This window comes from Roseateles puraquae (assembly GCF_002205845.1).
GTDB classification, from domain to species: domain Bacteria; phylum Pseudomonadota; class Gammaproteobacteria; order Burkholderiales; family Burkholderiaceae_C; genus Pelomonas; species Pelomonas puraquae.
On sequence record NZ_NISI01000001.1, the window covers coordinates 291,180 to 308,818 of the forward strand.

The following is a 17,639-nucleotide window of genomic DNA, read 5'->3' on the forward strand; positions in this document are numbered from 1 at the left end:
TGCGCCGGCGACCGGCGTTCCGGGGGTGACGAGCAGGTGACGAGTCGGGCATGCTGCGGGTCATGGATGCCGCACTCGTCGATGCCGAGCTGGGCCGGCTGGCCGCCAGTGCGCCCTTCCGTCGGGCGCACCGGCACCTTCGCTTCCTGCGGCATCTGCTCGCCCTCGCCCGGGCGGGCGACAGCGCCGGTCTGCGGGAGATGGCCTTGGGCGTGGCGGTGTTCCACCGCCGGGCCGACCAGTTCGACCCCCGCAGCGACTCCATCGTGCGCGTGGAGGCGCGACGGCTGCGCCAGAAGCTCGCCGACTATTACGCGGGCGAAGGCCGCGAGGCCGCGATCGAATTCGCCTTGCCCATCGGCAGCTACCAGATCGAAGTACGGCCTCGACTGCGTCCGGTGCCAGAGGCCGTCCACCTGGGCCGTGCCGCGCTCGCATTGGGCACGCTGCCCGCGAGCCAGCGGGCCGTGTCGCTGGCCGAGCAGGCCCTGGGCGAAGCGCCCGACCTCGGCCTCGCCTGGTTGCTCAAATCGGCCGCCCTGGTCTCTGCGGTCGGCCTGACGACCCTGCCAGCACCCGGCGCCATGCCCGCGGCCCGCGAGGCTGCCCGGCGCGCGCTGGCTGATCCGCGGCTGCCCGACGTCGAGCGGGCCGAAGCCCACAGCTTGCTGGCCCTGGTGGCCTTCAGTCATGACCGCACCTGGCCTCAAGCGCTGCAGGAAGTCCGCCGAGCCCAGCTGCTCGCCCCCTCCGCCCCCTTGCATGCCCGCGAAGGCTGGATGCTGATGTACGCCCGGCGCTTCGACGCCGCACGGCGCGCCTATGCCGCCGCCCGGGCGCGGGACCCGCTGTCGCTGACCTACCGCGTGCATGAGTCCCTGATCGCGCTGTACGAGCGCAACTACGCCCAGGCCGCCGCCGGCTTCGAGGACGTGCTCAGCGTGGCGCCCGGCCATGTGGTGGCGCAGTCGCTGTCGGCAGCCCTGCACCTGTACGAGGGCCGGCATGCGGCCGGCGAGCGGGCCTACCGCCAATTGCAGGCGTCCCTGCCGAGCCTGAGCATCGGGCTGTGCGGCCTCGCTCAGGCGCTCGCGCTGCAGGGCGACGCGGCAGCAGCAGAAGCGACCTTCGGCGAGCTGACGCAGCGCTTCGAGGCTGGCGCGGCACCGCCCTACCAGCTCGCGATGGTGCGTGCGCGGCTGCAGGATGCCCCTGGCGCGCTGCACTGGCTGGACCGCGCCGCGGCGCTGCACGATTTCAACCTGGTCTGTGCCGCGGTGGATCCGGCCTTCGATTCGCTGCGGCCCCTGCCGGCATTTGGCGAACGGCTGGTCCACTGGGGCCTCGCCGCCGACCGGGACGGCACCCCTATCATTCCCGCATGAGCTTTCCCGCCAACCCGCGGCTCGAGCGGCTGCACCCCTACCCGTTCGAACGCCTGCGCCAGCTGACCGCCGGCATCACGCCCAACCCCGCGTTCACCCCGATCTCGCTCGGCATCGGCGAGCCCCGGCATGCCGCGCCCGCCTTGATTGCCGACGCCATCCAGGCATCCATGAAAAGCCTGGCCGCCTACCCCGCCACCGCCGGCACACCGGCCTTGCGCGAGGCCATCGCAGCATGGATCTCGCGCCGCTATGCCCTGGCGGTGGACCCGGCCACGCAGATCCTGCCGGTGAACGGCTCGCGCGAAGCCCTGTTCGCCATCGCCCAGACGGTGGTCGACGCGTCCCGCGCCGGGGCCACGGTCGTCTGCCCCAACCCGTTCTACCAAATCTACGAGGGGGCCGCGCTGCTGGCCGGCGCCGAGGTGGCCTACGCCAATGCCGACCCGGCCCGCAATTTCGCGGTCGACTGGTCGCAGATCGACGACGCCACCTGGGCGCGCACCCAGCTGCTTTATGTGTGCTCCCCCGGCAACCCGAGCGGCGCCGTGATGCCGCTGGCCGAATGGCAGCGCCTGTTCGAGTTGAGTGACCGCCACGGCTTCGTGATCGCCTCGGACGAGTGCTATTCGGAGATCTACTTCCGGGATGAGGCCCCGCTCGGCGGCCTGAAAGCCGCCGCCCGGCTGGGCCGCGCGGACTTCCGCAACCTGATCGCCTTCACCTCGCTGTCCAAGCGCTCCAACGTGCCCGGCCTGCGCTCGGGCTTCGTGGCCGGAGACGCGGCGCTGCTCAAGAAGTTCCTGCTCTACCGCACCTACCACGGCAGCGCCATGAGCCCGATCGTGCAGGCGGCCAGCATCGCCGCCTGGGGCGACGAGGCCCATGTGGTGGACAACCGCGCCCGCTATCGCGCCAAGTTCGCCGAGGTGACGCCCCTGCTCTCCGAGGTCCTGGACGTCGCCCTGCCGGACGCCGGCTTCTACCTCTGGGCCGCTGTTCCAGGCGGTAACGACGTCGCCTTCGCCCAGGGCCTGCTCGCTCAATACAATCTCGCGGTCCTGCCGGGCAGCCTGCTGGCTCGCGAGGCCCATGGCATCAACCCTGGCGCCGGTCGCATCCGCCTGGCCCTTGTGGCCGAAGAGGCCGAGTGCCTGGAAGCCGCGCACCGCATCGTCTCCTTCACGAAATCTCTCGCATGAACACCGCTGAACTGCAAAGCCTGATCGACCTCGCCTGGGACAACCGCGCCTCGCTGGACCCGACCAACGCGCCCGAGCTGCGTGAAGCGGTCGAGCACGTCATTGCCGAGCTCGACGCCGGCCGCCTGCGGGTGGCCACGCGCGAAGGCGTGGGCCAATGGACGGTGCACCAGTGGATCAAGAAGGCGGTGCTGCTGTCCTTCCGCCTGAACGACAACCGCCTGATGGGCGATAAGGACCTCACCTTCTTCGACAAGGTGCCCACCAAGTTCGCAGGCATGAGTGAAGCCCAGCTGCGTGCCACCGGCGTGCGCGTGGTGCCTCCGGCGGTGGCGCGTCGCGGCAGCTACCAGGCCAAGAACGTGGTGCTGATGCCCAGCTACGTGAACATCGGCGCCTATGTGGACGAAGGCGCCATGGTGGACACCTGGGCCACCGTCGGCTCCTGCGCCCAGATCGGCAAGAACGTGCACCTTTCGGGCGGCGTGGGCATCGGCGGCGTGCTGGAGCCGCTGCAGGCCAACCCGACCATCATCGAAGACAACTGCTTCATCGGCGCCCGCTCCGAGGTGGTGGAAGGCGTCATCGTTGAAGAGAACTCGGTCATCTCGATGGGCGTCTACATCGGTCAGAGCACGCCGATCTACGACCGCGCCACCGACACCGTCAGCTACGGCCGCATCCCGGCGGGCTCGGTCGTCATCTCGGGCAGCCTGCCCAAGGACGGCGGCCGCTACAGCCTGTACGCGGCCATCATCGTCAAGCGCGTGGACGCCCAGACCCGCTCCAAGACGAGCATCAACGAACTGCTGCGCAGCTGATCATGGCAACCGGCGGCAACATGGAGCGCATCCTGCGGCTGATGGCCGACAAGGGTGCATCGGACTGCTACCTGTCGGCCAACATGCCGGTGCTGATCCGCATCAACGGACAGACCGTGCAGCTGTCAGACCAGCTCCTGACGCCGCCTCAACCGCGGCAGCTGATCGCGGAGGTCATCGACCCGGCGTCGCTCGCCGAGCTCGACAATTCCGGCGAGCTCAACCTCGCGGTGTCGGTCAACGGCGTGGGGAGCTTTCGCCTGTCGGGCTTTCGCCAGCGCGGCTCCATTGCCGGGGTGTTCCGCCACATCCCGCACGACATCCCGACCATCGAGTCCCTGCGCCTGCCGCCCATCCTGGGCAACCTGATCAAGGAGAAGCGCGGCCTCATCCTGATGGTGGGCGCCACCGGCACCGGCAAGAGCACCACGCTCGCGTCCATGCTGGAGCTGCGCAACCAGACCATGACCGGGCACATCCTCACCATCGAGGACCCGATCGAATACCTCTTCAGCAACAAGCGCTCGGTGGTCAACCAGCGCGAGATCGGCCGTGACACCGCGTCGCTGCAGATCGCGCTGAAGAACGCGCTGCGCCAGGCGCCCGACTGCATCCTGATCGGCGAGATCCGCGACCGCGAGACCATGACCGCCGCCATCAGCTATGCGCTGTCAGGCCACCTGGTGGTGGCGACGCTGCACGGCAACAACACCTACCACGCGCTGAACCGCATCCTGTCGTTCTACACGCCGGAGTCCCGCCCGGCCCTGCTGAACGACCTGGCGGCCGGCCTCAAGGCGGTGGTCTCGCAGCGCCTGGTGCGCGCCACCGCGGGCGGCCGCGTGCCGGTGGTGGAGATCCTGCTGAACACCAAGCTGACCGCCGAGCTCATCGAGCAAGGCGACTTTGCCGGTGTGAAAGAGGCCATGGAGAAGTCCATCGCCGAAGGCTCGCAAACCTACGAAGAGCACTTCGCCAAGCTCATCGGCGAAGGCATCATCACCCGCGAAGAAGGCCTGGCCTTCGCCGATTCGCCGACCAACCTCTTGTGGCGGCTGCAGAACGAGACCGCTGGCGCGCGCCTGCCCAGTGCGCCGCGCAAGGAAGAGAAGGCTGGCGACGAAGCCAGCTTCACCGAAATCACCCTGGACGTCCGCGCCACTTGAAGCTGATCGACTGCATTGAAACCCAAGCCGCCCGCCTCGCCCAGGCGGGCTTGTTTTTTGGACATGGCACCACGAACGCGTTCGACGAGGCCATGTGGCTGACGCTGTGGCGCCTGGGTCTGCCCCTGGACGCGCTGGACGAGCACGAACAACGCGAACTGAACCCCGCCGAGCAGGCCGCCATCGCAGCGCTGGTGGACCAGCGCATCAGCACGCGCAAGCCGGCGGCCTACCTGACCGGCGAGGCCTGGCTGCAGGGCGTGCCCTTCACCATCGACGAGCGCGCCATCGTGCCGCGCAGCTTCATCGCTGAACTGATCGCCGACGCCAGCATCGACCCCTGGCTGCACCCCGACAGCCGCCGCGTGCTGGACCTGTGCACCGGCAACGGCAGCCTGGCCGTACTGGCCGCCATGGGGTGGCCGGAAGTCGAAGTCGATGCGCTGGATCTGAGCGCCGACGCACTGGCTGTGGCCCGCCTGAATGTCGAACGTCACGACTTGGCCAAGCGCATCCGGCTGCTGCAGGGTGACGGCCTGGCCGGTGCGCTGGCCCAGGGCGGCGGTGCCTACGACCTCATCCTGTGCAACCCGCCGTACGTCAACAGCGCCAGCATGGCCGCCCTGCCCGCCGAGTACCGCGCCGAGCCGGAACTGGCCCTGGCCGGCGGCAGCGACGGCATGGACTTCATCCGCCAGCTGCTGCGCGACGCTCCGGCAGCGCTGACCGACACCGGCGTGCTGGTGCTGGAGATCGGCAACGAACGGCCGTACTTCGAAGCCGCCTTCCCGGCGCTGGAAGTCGTCTGGATGGAAACCTCTTCCGGCGCCGACCAGGTGCTGCTCATCACCAAGGACCAGCTGCTGTGATTACGCTGCGCGACATCACGCTGCGCCGCGGCGTCAAGGTGGTGCTGGACGGCGCGTCCGCCACGCTGCAGCCCGGCGAGAAGATCGGCCTGGTGGGCCGCAACGGGGCGGGCAAGTCCAGCCTGTTTGCGCTGCTGACCGGGCGCCTGTCCAACGACCGAGGTGACGTGGAGGTGCCGCGGCACTGGCGCCGCTCCGAAGTGGCCCAGAACATGCCGGAGACCGAAGACGGCGCGACCGACTTCGTGCTCGAAGGCGACACCTCGCTGATGGCCGCCCGCGCCGCCCTGGCCGCCGCCGAGGCGGCCAACGATGGCCACGCCATGGCCGATGCCCATGCCGCCCTGGCCGATGCTGGCGCCTTCGATGCCCGCGCCCGCGCGCAGTCGCTGCTGATGGGCCTGGGCTTCCGCACCGAGCAGCTCGACGCGCCCGTCAACAGCTTCTCCGGTGGCTGGCGCATGCGGTTGCAACTCGCCCGCGCGCTGATGTGCCCGGCCGAGCTGATGCTGCTGGACGAGCCCACCAACCACCTGGACCTGGACGCCCTGGTCTGGCTGGAAGCCTGGCTGCAGCGCTACGAGGGCACGCTGATCATCATCAGCCACGACCGCGAGTTCCTGGACGCCATCACCAAGGTCACGCTGCACCTGGACGAAGGCAAGCTGGTGCGCTACGGCGGCAACTACACCAGCTTCGAAAGCCAGCGCGCCGAACGCATGGTGCTGCAGCAGGCGGCCTTCGAGCGCCAGCAGGAGAAGGTGGCGCACCTGCAGAAGTTCATCGACCGCTTCAAGGCCAAGGCCAGCAAGGCCAAGCAGGCGCAGAGCCGCGTGAAGGCGCTGGAGCGCATGGAAAAGCTCGCCCCGGTGCTGACGGCGGCGGACTTCAACTTCGAGTTCCGTGAGCCGCTGAGCCTGCCCAATCCGATGCTCATGTTCGACGAGCTGTCGGCAGGTTATCGGACCGAGGAAGGTGACAAGATCATCGTCCGCGGCGTGGACCGGTCCGTGCTGGCCGGTCAGCGCATCGGCATCCTCGGCGCCAATGGCCAGGGCAAGTCAACGCTGGTCAAGACCATCGCCCGCACGCAGGCGCCGATGAGCGGCAAGCTCACCGAGGGCAAGGGCCTGTCCATCGGCTACTTTGCCCAGCAGGAACTGGACGTGCTGCGCCTGGACGAGGGCCCGCTCGAGCACATGGTGCGCCTGGCGCGCGATGTCGGCCCGCCCGGGCGCGAGCAGGAGCTGCGCGACTTCCTCGGGCAGTTCCGCTTCACCGGTGACATGGTCAACCAGCAGGTCGGCAGCCTCTCAGGCGGCGAGAAGGCCCGCCTGGTGCTGGCGATGCTGGTGTGGCAGCGCCCCAACCTACTGCTGCTGGACGAACCCACCAACCACCTGGACCTGAACACCCGTGAGGCGCTGTCCATGGCGCTCAACGAGTTCGAGGGCACCGTCATGCTCGTGAGCCATGACCGGGCGCTGCTCCGGGAAGTCTGCGACGAGTTCTGGCTGGTGGCCGACGGCGTCGTCAAGCCCTTCGACGGTGACCTGGACGACTACCAGCGCTGGCTGCTCGACCAGAGCAAGGAAGCCTCGCGCGCCGCCAAGAAGGCCCCTTCCGCCGCGCCGGTGGCGGTGGCGGCGCCCGCGCCACCGCCGGCTTCGCGTGAAGACCGCAAGGCCTCGGGCCAGGCGCGCGCGAAGCTGGCCGAGCTCACCCGGCCGCTGCGCAAGGAAATGGAGGCGATCGACAAGCGCCTGCAGGCCCTCGCCGCGGAGCGTGCGGAGATCGAAGCGCAGCTGGCCGAAGGCGCAGCCGCCTCAGCCATCGCCGAGATGGGACGGCGCCTGAAGGCGATTGGCGACCAGCTCGAAGCCGATGAAATGCGCTGGCTCGAACTCGGCGAGCAGATCGAGGCGATGAGCGCCTGACGCGCCCAGCGGGCCTGGCTGCGTCGCCGCTCAGGCGGCCAGCGCCGCCGCCAGCGTCAAGGCGCCAGGCAGCGCCTGCACGAACAGGATCTTGCGCGAGGCCGTGGCTGCACCAAACACGCCCGCCACCACCACACAGCCCGCGAAGAAGATCAGCCAGGGCCTGCCAGCGGCGGCGCCCTGGATGACACCCCAGGCCAGCCCCGCAGCCAGGAAGCCGTTGTAGAGCCCCTGGTTGGCCGCCAGGGCCTTGCTCTGCTCGGCGAAGTCGGCCTTCAGCCCGAAGGCGCGGCGCCCGAGCGGCTTGGTCCAGAAAAACATCTCCAGCACCAGGATGTACACGTGCAGCAGCGCGAGCAGCGTCGCGAGCACCAAAGCCAGGGTCTGCATGGCCCTCTCCTCTTCAAAGTGATTTGACTCGCATGGTCGCAGACGGGCGCGGCGGCGGCTGTCACCCAAAAGACCATTTTGATTGTGTGCAATTGAATTGCGATCTACATTCTCGCCCATGCCACGCCACAAGGCCACTGCCGACACCGCCACCAGCCCCCCCGACGCCCGGGAGCAATGGTTGCGCCTGGACCAGCAGTTGTGCTTTGCGCTGTACAGCAGCTCGCTAGCGATGACCAAGCTCTACAAGCCGCTGCTGGCGCCGCTGGGCCTCACGTATCCGCAGTACCTCGTCATGCTCGTGCTGTGGGAGGCCGATGGCCTGGCCGTGGGCCAGCTCGGCCAACGGCTGTCCCTCGACTCCGGCACGCTCACGCCGCTGCTCAAGCGCCTGGAGGCACTCGGGCATCTCGAGCGCCGCCGCGCCCAGGACGACGAGCGCCGGGTCGACATCTTCCTGACGCCTGCTGGCCGCAAGCTGCGCCGCCAGGCACTGGACATCCCCGGCCAGCTCGCCTGCGCCAGCGCTTGTGACCTGACTGAACTCGCCGCCCTGACCCGGCGGCTGCACGAATTGCGCGGCCAGTTGGCCGCGGCATCCGAGGCTGCCTGACCCTCTTGAGGCAGCCGCCCACCCCCGTTTCACTTCACCCCACCCAAAGGAGCCCACCATGGCCATCGAGAAAGCCCTCTACACCGCCACCGCCACTGCCACCGGCGGCCGCGCCGGCACCGCCAAGTCGTCCGACGGCGCACTGGACGTAGTGCTGACCACGCCCAAGCAGCTGGGCGGCGACGGTGCCGCCGGCACCAACCCCGAGCAGCTGTTCGCCGCGGGCTACTCGGCCTGCTTCATCGGCGCCATGAAGGCCGTGTCGGCCCGCCAGAAGATCGCTCTGCCGGCCGAAGTCAGCATCACCAGCGACGTCGCCATCGGCCCGCATGCCAACAAGCCCGGCGCCTTCGGCATCCAGGTCGACATGAAGATCTCGGTGCCCGGCATGGACCGCGCCCAGCTGGAAGCCCTGGTGGCCACGGCCCACGAGGTCTGCCCCTACTCGAACGCCACCCGCGGCAACGTCGACGTCACGCTGACCATCGTCTGAGCCCGAGGCCCGGGGCAACCCGGGTTATCCGCCACCCTCAATCGGGGGTGGTGCAAGGGCGCCGTCACGGATGTGTCACGCCCGCTTTCTAGCCTCCGAGGTTGATTTGCCCGCGCATCAACCCGTCCGGAGGCTTCATGTTTTTTCGACCCGCCCTTTTTGCACTGACGGCACTGGCCAGCGCCTCGGCCATGGCCGCCACCTCGGTCAGCAACGTCAGCTTCGTCAACGGCATCGCCATCTCGGGCGCCCTGCTCGACCTGTCCACCGGCAGCGACTTCGATCGCCGCATCGGCTTTTTCTCGGACATCTACTACGACCGCACCCGCAATGAATGGTGGGGCCTGTCTGACCGCGGCCCGGGCGGCGGCGTGCTGCCTTACGAGACGCGCGTGCAGCGCTTCACGATCGACATCAACCCGGTGTCCGGCGCGATCTCCAACTTCCAGATCGTGCAGACCGTGAAGTTCACCGAAGCGGGTGTGGCGCTCAACGGCCAGGCCCCGGCCATCGCGAATGTGCTGGGCAAGTCTTTCGACCCCGAAGGCATCGTCGTCAACCCGGTGACCGGCAATCTGCTGGTCAGCGACGAGTACGGCCCCTCGGTCTACGAGTTCAACCGCAGCGGTGAGCTGCTGCGCAAGTTCACGACGCCGGCCAACCTCGTGCCGCACACCGCCTCGGGCACCGACTACAACGCGCTGGCACCCGCGGGAAGCTCGCCCCAACTCGTGGGCGGCCGCGAGGGCAACCGCGGCCTCGAAGCGCTGGCCATCACGCCGGACGGCCGTTACGCCTTCGCCGTGCTGCAAAACGGCACCGTCACCGACGGCTACAACGCCAGCAGCGGCACGCGCGGGCAGTACACACGCATCGTCAAGTACGACATCCAGACCGGCCAAGCCGTCGGCCAGTACGCCTATCAGCTCGCCAGCTCGGGCCAGGGGCGCGGCATTTCGGCGCTGGTCGCCATCGACGCGAACCGCTTCCTGATCCTGGAGCGCAACAACCGGGGCATCGGCGTCGGTGCCACCCTCAGTGGTGCTGACAAGAACGTCTTCGAAGTCGACCTCAGCAGCGCCAGCGACGTGAGCGGCCTCAACCTGCCGGCCAGCGGCGCCCTGCCGACCGGCATCAACGCGGCCGCCAAGAGCGCACAGATCATGGATCTGGACGCCAACACCTTGGCCGCACTGGGCAACAAGTCACCTGAGAAGTGGGAAGGGCTGGCCATCGGCCCGCAGCTCGCCAATGGCAAGTACGTCATCCTGGCCGGCACCGACAACGACTACAGCGTCACCCAGAACGGCTCGAACACACAGTTCGACGTCTACTTCCGCATGACCGACGGCGACCCTTACGCCTCGTCCATCCAGTGCCCGGTGGGCCTCACGACCGGCTGCTTCGCCACGGCCACCTCGGCCAGCGCGACGCTGACCTCGGACTATCAATTGCTGCCCGGCGTGCTGCACAGCTATACCGCAGACATCGCCGGTTATGTGTCGGCCGTGCCGGAGCCGCACACCTACGCGATGTTGCTGGCCGGGCTGGGCCTGGTCTCGGTCGCGCGTCGGTCGGCACGCCGCGGCGAGCGACGCTGATCAGCCCGCCAGCAGGCCCAGGATCATCTCGATCCGGGCCTTGACCGGGCTGAGCGCACCGGCACTCGGCAGCAGGCCCGGCAGATCCATCACCGGGCCCGCATCACAACGGGTGCTGCGCCAGACCTGGATGCCCGCTGCCTGCGCCTCGCGGAGGGCCGCATCCAGGGCAGCACTCAACGTGCCGTTCCCGGTGCCAGCCGCGATCAGCCCGTCCACGCCCATGGCGCGCAAGGCGCGAACCACAGCGCCATCGGCGCCAGCGTGGTTCATGACGATCTCCACCCGCGGCCAGCGCGCCACCTCGCGACTGATGCGAGACAACCCCAGCGCGCCCCCGGCCGGCCAGGCGCCGAGCACGCGCACGACGCCCTCTTCCACCCGGGCGACCAGAGCGCCGTCCGTTGATTCAAAGGCATCGACCCGGTAGCTGTGCGCCTTGCGCACCTGGCGCGCGTCATGCACCCGCCCCGCAAAGGCCAGCACCACGCCGGCCGCTCCCGGCGTCGCCGCGACCTGGACGGCGTCGAACAGGTTCTGCGGTCCGTCGGGCGCGAGCGCCGTGGCGGGCCGCATCGCGGCAGTCATCACCACGGGCTTGGCCGGCGCCAGCACGCGTTGAAGGAAATAGGCCGTCTCCTCCAGCGTGTCGGTGCCATGCGTGATGACGATGCCTGCCACCTCGGGCCGCGCCAGATGCGTGCTGACGGCCTGCGCCAGCCGCTGCCAGGTGGCGAAATCCATGTCCTTGCTGTCCAGTTGCGCCACCTGGTGCGCCTCCAAACGCCGTGACGACAGCGCCGGCACGGCCGCCAGCAGATCCTCCACGCGCAATTGCGCCGCGGTATAGCCGACGCCATCGCTGGCAGATTGCGCGGTGCCGGCAATCGTGCCGCCCGTGCCCAGAATGACGATCAGATCAGCGGGAGTTTGCAATTTCTTGGATTCCTGGATGAAAATACAGTTGCTGGACAGATTTCCAGCCACATTCAGAAGGCCGCCTGTGCAAGACCGTCCCAAGCTTACCGCCCGCCAGCAACAGATCTTCGACCTGGTCCGCAACGCCATCGAAAGCACCGGCGCCCCGCCAACCCGCGCCGAAATCGCCGCCGAGCTCGGTTTCAAATCCGCCAACGCGGCTGAAGAACATCTGCAGGCGCTGGCCCGCAAAGGCATGCTGGAACTCGTGGGCGGCACCTCCCGCGGGATTCGTCTCAAATCCGACCAGCTCGACGCCGTGAACCGCGCGCGCCAGTTCAGTCTGCCGCTGCCCGCCCTCGCCCAGTTGACCCTCCCCCTGATCGGCCGCGTGGCTGCCGGCGCCCCCATCCTGGCGCAGGAGCACGTGGAGCAAACCTACACGGTTGAACCCGGCCTCTTCTCCCGCCGGCCCGACTACCTGCTCAAGGTCAAGGGCATGAGCATGCGCGATATCGGCATCCTCGACGGCGACCTGCTCGCCGTGCAGTCCGCCAGCGAAGCGCGCAATGGCCAGATCGTCGTGGCGCGCGTCGGCGAAGAAGTGACGGTCAAGCGCTTCAAACGCAGCCCGGACGGCATCCAGCTGCTGCCCGAGAACCCCGATTTCCAGCCCATCGTCATCGATGAAAACAGCGAGAGTTTCAGCATCGAGGGCCTCGCCGTTGGCCTGATTCGCGGGCAGGGATTCAATTGAAGCCCTACCTCTGAAAAGAAAGGAAAAGGGCCCGTGTCACCGACACGGGCCCTTTTGGTTTGATGGTGGAGCCGGGGGGAATTGAACCCCCGTCCGCAAGCCATCACCGGGCAGATCTACATGCTTAGCCGGCTGATTTGAATCTCACGGTCAACTCGCGCAGTGGCACGCTAGCTTTCCCGCCAGTCACTTGATCTCACGCCATGCCGAGTGACCCGACACGACGCCAGCCGATGTGAGTGACTTCTCAGCCTTGCCCCTTGCGGAACTCAGCCCGGCCCATCGGCCTGCCGTTGAGAAGCTCAACCGCAATTAAGCGGCGAGTGCGAACGTAGAGTCGTTTGCAGTTACTTTGTTTCCAGTGGTTTTACGAGCGGACTGGTGCTCGGCATGCCCTACTCCGGATCCGCACCCACGTCGAAACCAGGTCGGCCCCAGAATCGAGTAGTTTAGGGCACACCCAGCCTGTTCAAGAGCTCGCCTGGCGCATTGAGGCAAAAGTCCGCGCCCCAGGCGCCGGGATCTGCGCCAACACCGAGATAGCCCCAGGCGGCCACGGCCGTGGACATGCCGGCCGCTCGGCCAGCGATCACGTCGCGCTCGTCATCACCCACATAAAGGCAGCGCGCCGGGTCGACGCCCAGACGCCGTGCCGCCTCCAGCAAAGGCGCCGGGTGCGGCTTGGCATGCGGGGTCGTGTCACCACCGACGAGCACGCCGCAGCGCAGGCCCAGCCGACGGACCAGGGGCGTGGCGAAACGCTCTGCCTTGTTGGTCACGATACCCCAGGGCAATTCGATGGCGTCCAGCGCTGCGAGTTGGTCCTCCACCCCGGCAAACGCGGCCGTTGTGTCGAACATCAAGGTCTCATAGCGATCGAGGAATTCGCGCTTCAGGTCGTCGTAGGCTGGCTCACCCGGGCTCGCCCCGAAGGCTCGCCCCAGCATGCCCCGGGCGCCGGATCCGCCGTGGGGACGGTATTCGTGCAAGGGCAGCGTCGGCCTGCCACGCGCGGCCAGCATCAAGTTGGCGGCACGGCCCAGGTCGCCGGCGCTGTCGATCAGCGTGCCATCGAGGTCGAACAGCACGGCCTGCCATGCGGTGGCTCGCAGCAAGGCGGCCATCTCAGTCAGCCCGGACGGCGGCAGGCCATCAGGTAGTTGACGTCGGTATCGCTGCCCAGGCTATAGCGCTGTGTCACCGGGTTGTAAGTCAAGCCACGGCTGGCTTGCAGGTCCAGGCCAGCATCGCGACAGAACTGAGCAAGCTCGGAAGGCTTGAGGAAGCGGGCGTACTCGTGCGTCCCCTTGGGCAGCATGTTCATCACATACTCCGCGCCCACGATCGCCAGCAGGAAGGCCTTGGCATTGCGGTTCAAGGTCGACAGGAAGACCCAGCCGCCCGGCTTGACCAGGGTTGCGCAGGCGCGCACGACGGAGGCCGGATCTGGCACGTGCTCCAGCATCTCCATGCAAGTCACCACGTCGAAGCTGCCGGGCTGTTCCGCGGCAAGGGCCTCCACCGCAACCTCACGGTATTCAACGCCCTCGGTGCCCGCCTCCATGGCATGGAGTTCAGCCACCCGCAACGGCTTGGTGGAGAGGTCGATGCCCAGCACCTGAGCGCCAGCGCGGGCCATGGAGTCACTCAGGATGCCACCGCCACAGCCGACATCGACGACTCGCTTGCCGGCCAATGGGCTGAGTTGCTGGATCCACGCCAGACGCAGCGGATTGATCTGGTGCAGCGGCTTGAAGTCACTCTCGGGGTCCCACCAGCGGTGAGCGAGTTCACCGAACTTGGCGAGTTCCTGCGGGTCGGCGTTGATCGTCATGACGGAATCTGAAAAAAAGAAAAGCCCCGACGGCGCGCCGTGCGGGGCTCTGCACCAAGCGCCCGAAGGCGCCTGAGCTTACTTGTTGCGCGTACCGACGACTTCGATCTCGGTGCGGCGGTTCTTGGCGCGGCCTTCGGCGGTCTTGTTGTCAGCGACGGGCTGCTTCTTGCCCTTGCCTTCGGTGTAGACGCGGTTCGGCTCGATGCCCTTGCTCACCAGGTAGGCCTTGACGGCTTCCGAGCGGCGGATCGACAGCTTCTGGTTGTACTCGTCGCTACCCACCGAGTCGGTGTGGCCCACGGCGATGATGACTTCCAGATTGATGCCCTTGGTCTTGCTGACCAGGTCGTCCAGCTTGGCGGTGGCTTCGGGCTTCAGCGTGGCCTTGTCGAAATCGAAGAAGGCATCAGCGGCGAAGGTCACCTTTTCGCTGACCGGCGCCGGCGGCGGGGTCACGGGCTTCGCGGGCTGGGGAGCGGGAGCGGGCGGCGGGGGGGCGACCGGCTTCGGCGGCTCGACCTTGGGGGCCGGCTTGATTTCGCCGTCGCAACCCTTGGCAGCCGTGGCCGGCGTCCAGAAGTTGTCGCGCCAGCAGTATTCGTTGGTGCCGTTCTTCCAGACGGTACCGTCGGTTGCGCGCCAGTTGTCGATGACCTGGGCCGATGCGCTCGAGGCAGCAACAGCAACAGCGGCCATCGCAAACAGCGACGCCACACGATTCAGTTTCTTCATGATTCTCCTCTCAAGGAATGCCGCAGTTGCCCTGCGAGAGTCAGTACTCGTACCTCTAACCTCAGGAGAGACTTTAGGGTTTCTCCTAGGGACTCGACGATTGTGCCATGAGGGCACCGAGACGATGGCATTGTGGCTGCCTACGTTCGAGGCCTCGGTGACGATGTTGCGCTGCTGCTACATGGTGCACGACGCTTAGAATTTGCGCCTTTCACCTACATCCTGACGACGTCGCGCCCGTGTAGCGCACGCGAGATCGAGCCCTCATGACCCAGTTCGCCAAGGAAACCCTGCCGATCAGCCTTGAGGAGGAGATGCGACGCTCCTACCTCGATTACGCGATGAGCGTGATCGTCGGCCGGGCGCTGCCTGATGCCCGGGACGGCCTGAAGCCCGTCCACCGTCGCGTGCTCTACGCGATGAACGAGATGGGCAACACCTACAACGCCAAGTACCGAAAGAGTGCGCAGGCCGTGGGTGAGACCATGGGTAAATACCACCCACACGGTGACTCGGCCATTTACGACACCATCGTCCGCATGGCGCAGCCGTTCAGCCTGCGCCACATGCTGATCGACGGCCAGGGGAATTTCGGTTCCATCGACGGCGATAACGCCGCGGCGATGCGGTACACCGAAATCCGCCTCGACAAGATCGCCCACGAAATGCTGGCCGATATCGACAAGGAAACCGTCGATTTCGGGCCCAACTACGACGGCAGCCACAAGGAGCCGCTCGTCCTGCCCACGCGCCTGCCGCAACTGCTGGTGAATGGCTCGGCGGGTATCGCCGTGGGTATGGCGACGAACATTCCGCCGCACAACCTCAACGAAGTCGTCGACGCCTGCCTGTTTGCGCTCAAGAACCCCGAGTGCACGGTAGACGAGCTGATGGAGATCATTCCGGCGCCGGACTTCCCCACCGCCGGCATCATCTACGGCCTGGCCGGCGTGCGCGATGGCTACCGCACGGGCCGAGGCCGCGTGGTCATGCGCGCCAAGGTGCACTTCGAGGACATCGACAAGGGCGCGCGCCAGGCGATCATCGTTGACGAGATCCCCTACCAGGTCAACAAGAAGAGCCTGCTGGAGCGCATCGCCGAGTTGGTGCACGAGAAGAAGATCGAAGGCATCAGCCACATCCAGGACGAGTCCGACAAGTCGGGCATGCGGGTGGTCATCGAGCTCAAGCGCGGCGAGGTGCCCGAGGTTGTGCTGAACAACCTCTACAAGCAGACCCAACTACAGGACAGCTTCGGCATGAACATGGTCGCCCTCGTGGATGGCCAGCCCAAGCTGTGCAACCTGCGGGACATGATCGTCGTCTTCCTGGAACACCGCCGCGAGGTGGTGACCCGCCGCACGATCTACGAGCTGCGCAAGGCCCGCGAACGCGGCCATGTGCTGGAAGGCCTGGCGGTGGCCCTGGCCAACATCGATGAGTTCATCGAGACCATCAAGAGCTCGCCCACGCCGCCGGTGGCCAAGGCGGCACTGATGTCCAAGAGCTGGGATTCCTCGCTGGTGCGCGAGATGCTGTCGCGCGCTGAAGGCGGCAGCCAGGCCTACCGCCCCGAGGGCCTGGAAGCCGAGTACGGCATGCAGCCCGACGGCCTGTACCGCCTCTCCGACGCGCAGGCCAGCGAAATCCTGCAGATGCGCCTGCAGCGCCTGACGGGCCTGGAGCAGGACAAGATCGTCGGCGAGTACAAGGACGTCATGGCCGAGATCGCCGATCTGCTGGACATCCTGGCGACGCCCTCGCGCGTGACCACCATCATTGCCGACGAACTCACCCAGCTCAAGACCGAATTCGGCCAGACCAAGCTGGGCGCACGCCGCAGTGTCATCGAGCACAACGCGCAGGAACTCGGCACCGAAGACCTGATCACGCCGACCGACATGGTCGTGACGCTCTCGCACACCGGCTACATCAAGAGCCAGGCCCTGAGCGAGTACCGCTCTCAGCGCCGCGGCGGCCGCGGCAAGCAGGCTGCGGCCACCAAGGACGACGACTGGATCGACCAGCTCTTCATCGCCAACACGCACGACTGGATCCTGTGCTTCTCCAACCGCGGCCGCGTCTACTGGCTGAAGGTCTGGGAGGTGCCGCAGGGCTCGCGCAATTCGCGCGGCAAGCCCATCGTCAACATGTTCCCGCTGCAGCAGGACGAGAAGATCACCGTCGTGCTGCCGCTGACCGGCGAATTCCGCACCTTCCCTGAAGATCACTTCATCTTCATGGCAACCGCCATGGGCACGGTCAAGAAGACCTCCCTGAAGGACTTCAGCAACCCGCGCAAGGCCGGCATCATCGCGGTCGACCTCGACGAAGGGGATCACCTGATCGGCGCCGCCCTCACCGATGGCCACCACGACGTGATGCTTTTCAGCGATGGCGGCAAGGCGGTGCGCTTCGACGAAGACGACGTGCGCCCGATGGGCCGCACTGCCCGCGGCGTGCGCGGCATGATGCTTGAACCCGACCAGCGGCTGATCGCCATGCTGGTGGCGGAGGACGAATCACAAAGCGTGCTGACCGCGACCGAGAACGGCTATGGCAAGCGCACCTCCATCGTCGAGTACACCCGCCACGGCCGCGGCACCAAGGGCATGATCGCCATCCAGCAGAGCGAGCGAAACGGTCGCGTCGTGGCGGCCACCTTGGTGCGCCCCGAAGACGAGATCATGCTGATCACCGACAAGGGCGTGCTGGTGCGCACCCGGGTCGCCGAGATCCGCGAGCTGGGCCGTGCCACGCAAGGCGTGACCCTGATCGCCCTGGACGACGGCGCCAAGCTGTCGGGCCTGCAACGCATCGTCGAGAACGACGCCAACGAAACCGATGGCGCCGCTGACGGTGCCGATTCCCCCGATGCTGGTGACGCCGGCGACACCCCTGAAGCTCCCAAGGACTGA

At 67.3% G+C, this 17,639-nt stretch carries 16 protein-coding genes and 1 other RNA gene; 11 read left to right on the top strand and 6 right to left on the bottom strand.

Annotation, left to right across the window (positions count from 1 at the left end; all coding sequences use genetic code 11):
• Positions 1-62: 62 nt before the first annotated feature.
• Genes CDO81_RS01340 through CDO81_RS01365 form a run of 6 tightly spaced genes read left to right on the top strand, consistent with a single transcriptional unit; the run spans position 63 to position 7,380 of the window.
• The gene (locus tag CDO81_RS01340; RefSeq protein ID WP_158218131.1) at positions 63-1,385 is read left to right on the top strand and encodes a tetratricopeptide repeat protein; all 1,323 of its coding nucleotides are present in this window, start codon (positions 63-65) and stop codon (positions 1,383-1,385) included.
• The gene (gene dapC / locus CDO81_RS01345; RefSeq protein WP_088481365.1) at positions 1,382-2,587 is read left to right on the top strand and encodes a succinyldiaminopimelate transaminase; all 1,206 of its coding nucleotides are present in this window, start codon (positions 1,382-1,384) and stop codon (positions 2,585-2,587) included. The genes CDO81_RS01340 and dapC overlap by 4 nt, the downstream gene beginning before the upstream one ends.
• Complete coding sequence (gene dapD / locus CDO81_RS01350; protein WP_088481366.1) at positions 2,584-3,408, top strand: 2,3,4,5-tetrahydropyridine-2,6-dicarboxylate N-succinyltransferase; 825 nt, start codon at positions 2,584-2,586, stop codon at positions 3,406-3,408. Before dapC ends, dapD begins: the two co-directional genes overlap by 4 nt.
• A 2-nt stretch (positions 3,409-3,410) precedes the next feature.
• Positions 3,411-4,574: a PilT/PilU family type 4a pilus ATPase gene (locus CDO81_RS01355; protein ID WP_088481367.1), complete on the top strand. Its 1,164-nt coding sequence runs from the start codon at positions 3,411-3,413 to the stop codon at positions 4,572-4,574.
• Positions 4,571-5,443, top strand: coding sequence for a 50S ribosomal protein L3 N(5)-glutamine methyltransferase (gene prmB / locus CDO81_RS01360; RefSeq protein ID WP_088481368.1), 873 nt, complete (start codon positions 4,571-4,573; stop codon positions 5,441-5,443). The genes CDO81_RS01355 and prmB overlap by 4 nt, the downstream gene beginning before the upstream one ends.
• Complete coding sequence (locus CDO81_RS01365) at positions 5,440-7,380, top strand: ATP-binding cassette domain-containing protein (protein ID WP_088481369.1); 1,941 nt, start codon at positions 5,440-5,442, stop codon at positions 7,378-7,380. Before prmB ends, CDO81_RS01365 begins: the two co-directional genes overlap by 4 nt.
• Positions 7,381-7,410: 30 nt before the next feature.
• On the opposite strand, the gene CDO81_RS01370 is transcribed toward CDO81_RS01365, so the two are convergent.
• Complete coding sequence (locus CDO81_RS01370) at positions 7,411-7,770, bottom strand: DUF1304 domain-containing protein (protein ID WP_088481370.1); 360 nt, start codon at positions 7,768-7,770, stop codon at positions 7,411-7,413.
• A 118-nt stretch (positions 7,771-7,888) separates the two neighbouring features.
• On the opposite strand from CDO81_RS01370, the gene CDO81_RS01375 reads away from it, so the two are divergent.
• The 3 genes from CDO81_RS01375 (at position 7,889) to CDO81_RS01385 (ending at position 10,477) form a co-directional block, all read left to right on the top strand.
• A complete protein-coding gene (locus CDO81_RS01375; RefSeq protein ID WP_088481371.1) occupies positions 7,889-8,383 on the top strand; it encodes a MarR family winged helix-turn-helix transcriptional regulator in 495 nt (164 codons plus the stop codon).
• A 58-nt stretch (positions 8,384-8,441) separates the two neighbouring features.
• Positions 8,442-8,876 (top strand): organic hydroperoxide resistance protein, encoded by a 435-nt coding sequence (locus CDO81_RS01380; protein WP_088481372.1) that lies wholly within the window; start codon positions 8,442-8,444, stop codon positions 8,874-8,876.
• 137 nt (positions 8,877-9,013) lie between these two features.
• A complete protein-coding gene (locus CDO81_RS01385; protein WP_088481373.1) occupies positions 9,014-10,477 on the top strand; it encodes an esterase-like activity of phytase family protein in 1,464 nt (487 codons plus the stop codon).
• Here CDO81_RS01385 and CDO81_RS01390 read toward each other — a convergent pair whose 3' ends face one another.
• Positions 10,478-11,413 carry an asparaginase gene (locus CDO81_RS01390; protein WP_241516806.1) on the bottom strand — a complete coding sequence of 312 codons (936 nt, stop codon included), beginning with the start codon at positions 11,411-11,413 and terminating at the stop codon, positions 10,478-10,480.
• A gap of 67 nt (positions 11,414-11,480) precedes the next feature.
• Here CDO81_RS01390 and lexA point away from each other — a divergent pair, with 67 nt between their 5' ends.
• Positions 11,481-12,152 carry a transcriptional repressor LexA gene (gene lexA / locus CDO81_RS01395; protein ID WP_088482395.1) on the top strand — a complete coding sequence of 224 codons (672 nt, stop codon included), beginning with the start codon at positions 11,481-11,483 and terminating at the stop codon, positions 12,150-12,152.
• A gap of 63 nt (positions 12,153-12,215) precedes the next feature.
• On the opposite strand, the gene ssrA is transcribed toward lexA, so the two are convergent.
• From ssrA to ompA, 4 genes are all read right to left on the bottom strand, one after another.
• Positions 12,216-12,588, bottom strand: a transfer-messenger RNA (tmRNA) gene (ssrA, locus tag CDO81_RS01400).
• A gap of 13 nt (positions 12,589-12,601) precedes the next feature.
• Positions 12,602-13,276 carry a phosphoglycolate phosphatase gene (gene gph, locus CDO81_RS01405; RefSeq protein WP_088481375.1) on the bottom strand — a complete coding sequence of 225 codons (675 nt, stop codon included), beginning with the start codon at positions 13,274-13,276 and terminating at the stop codon, positions 12,602-12,604.
• A 5-nt stretch (positions 13,277-13,281) separates the two neighbouring features.
• Positions 13,282-13,986 carry a bifunctional 2-polyprenyl-6-hydroxyphenol methylase/3-demethylubiquinol 3-O-methyltransferase UbiG gene (gene ubiG, locus CDO81_RS01410; RefSeq protein WP_088481376.1) on the bottom strand — a complete coding sequence of 235 codons (705 nt, stop codon included), beginning with the start codon at positions 13,984-13,986 and terminating at the stop codon, positions 13,282-13,284.
• Positions 13,987-14,064: 78 nt separating this feature from the next.
• Positions 14,065-14,721, bottom strand: a complete 657-nt coding sequence (gene ompA / locus CDO81_RS01415; protein WP_088481377.1) for an outer membrane protein OmpA — start codon at positions 14,719-14,721, stop codon at positions 14,065-14,067.
• Positions 14,722-14,987: 266 nt separating this feature from the next.
• Here ompA and gyrA point away from each other — a divergent pair, with 266 nt between their 5' ends.
• Positions 14,988-17,639 carry a DNA gyrase subunit A gene (gyrA, locus tag CDO81_RS01420; RefSeq protein WP_088481378.1) on the top strand — a complete coding sequence of 884 codons (2,652 nt, stop codon included), beginning with the start codon at positions 14,988-14,990 and terminating at the stop codon, positions 17,637-17,639.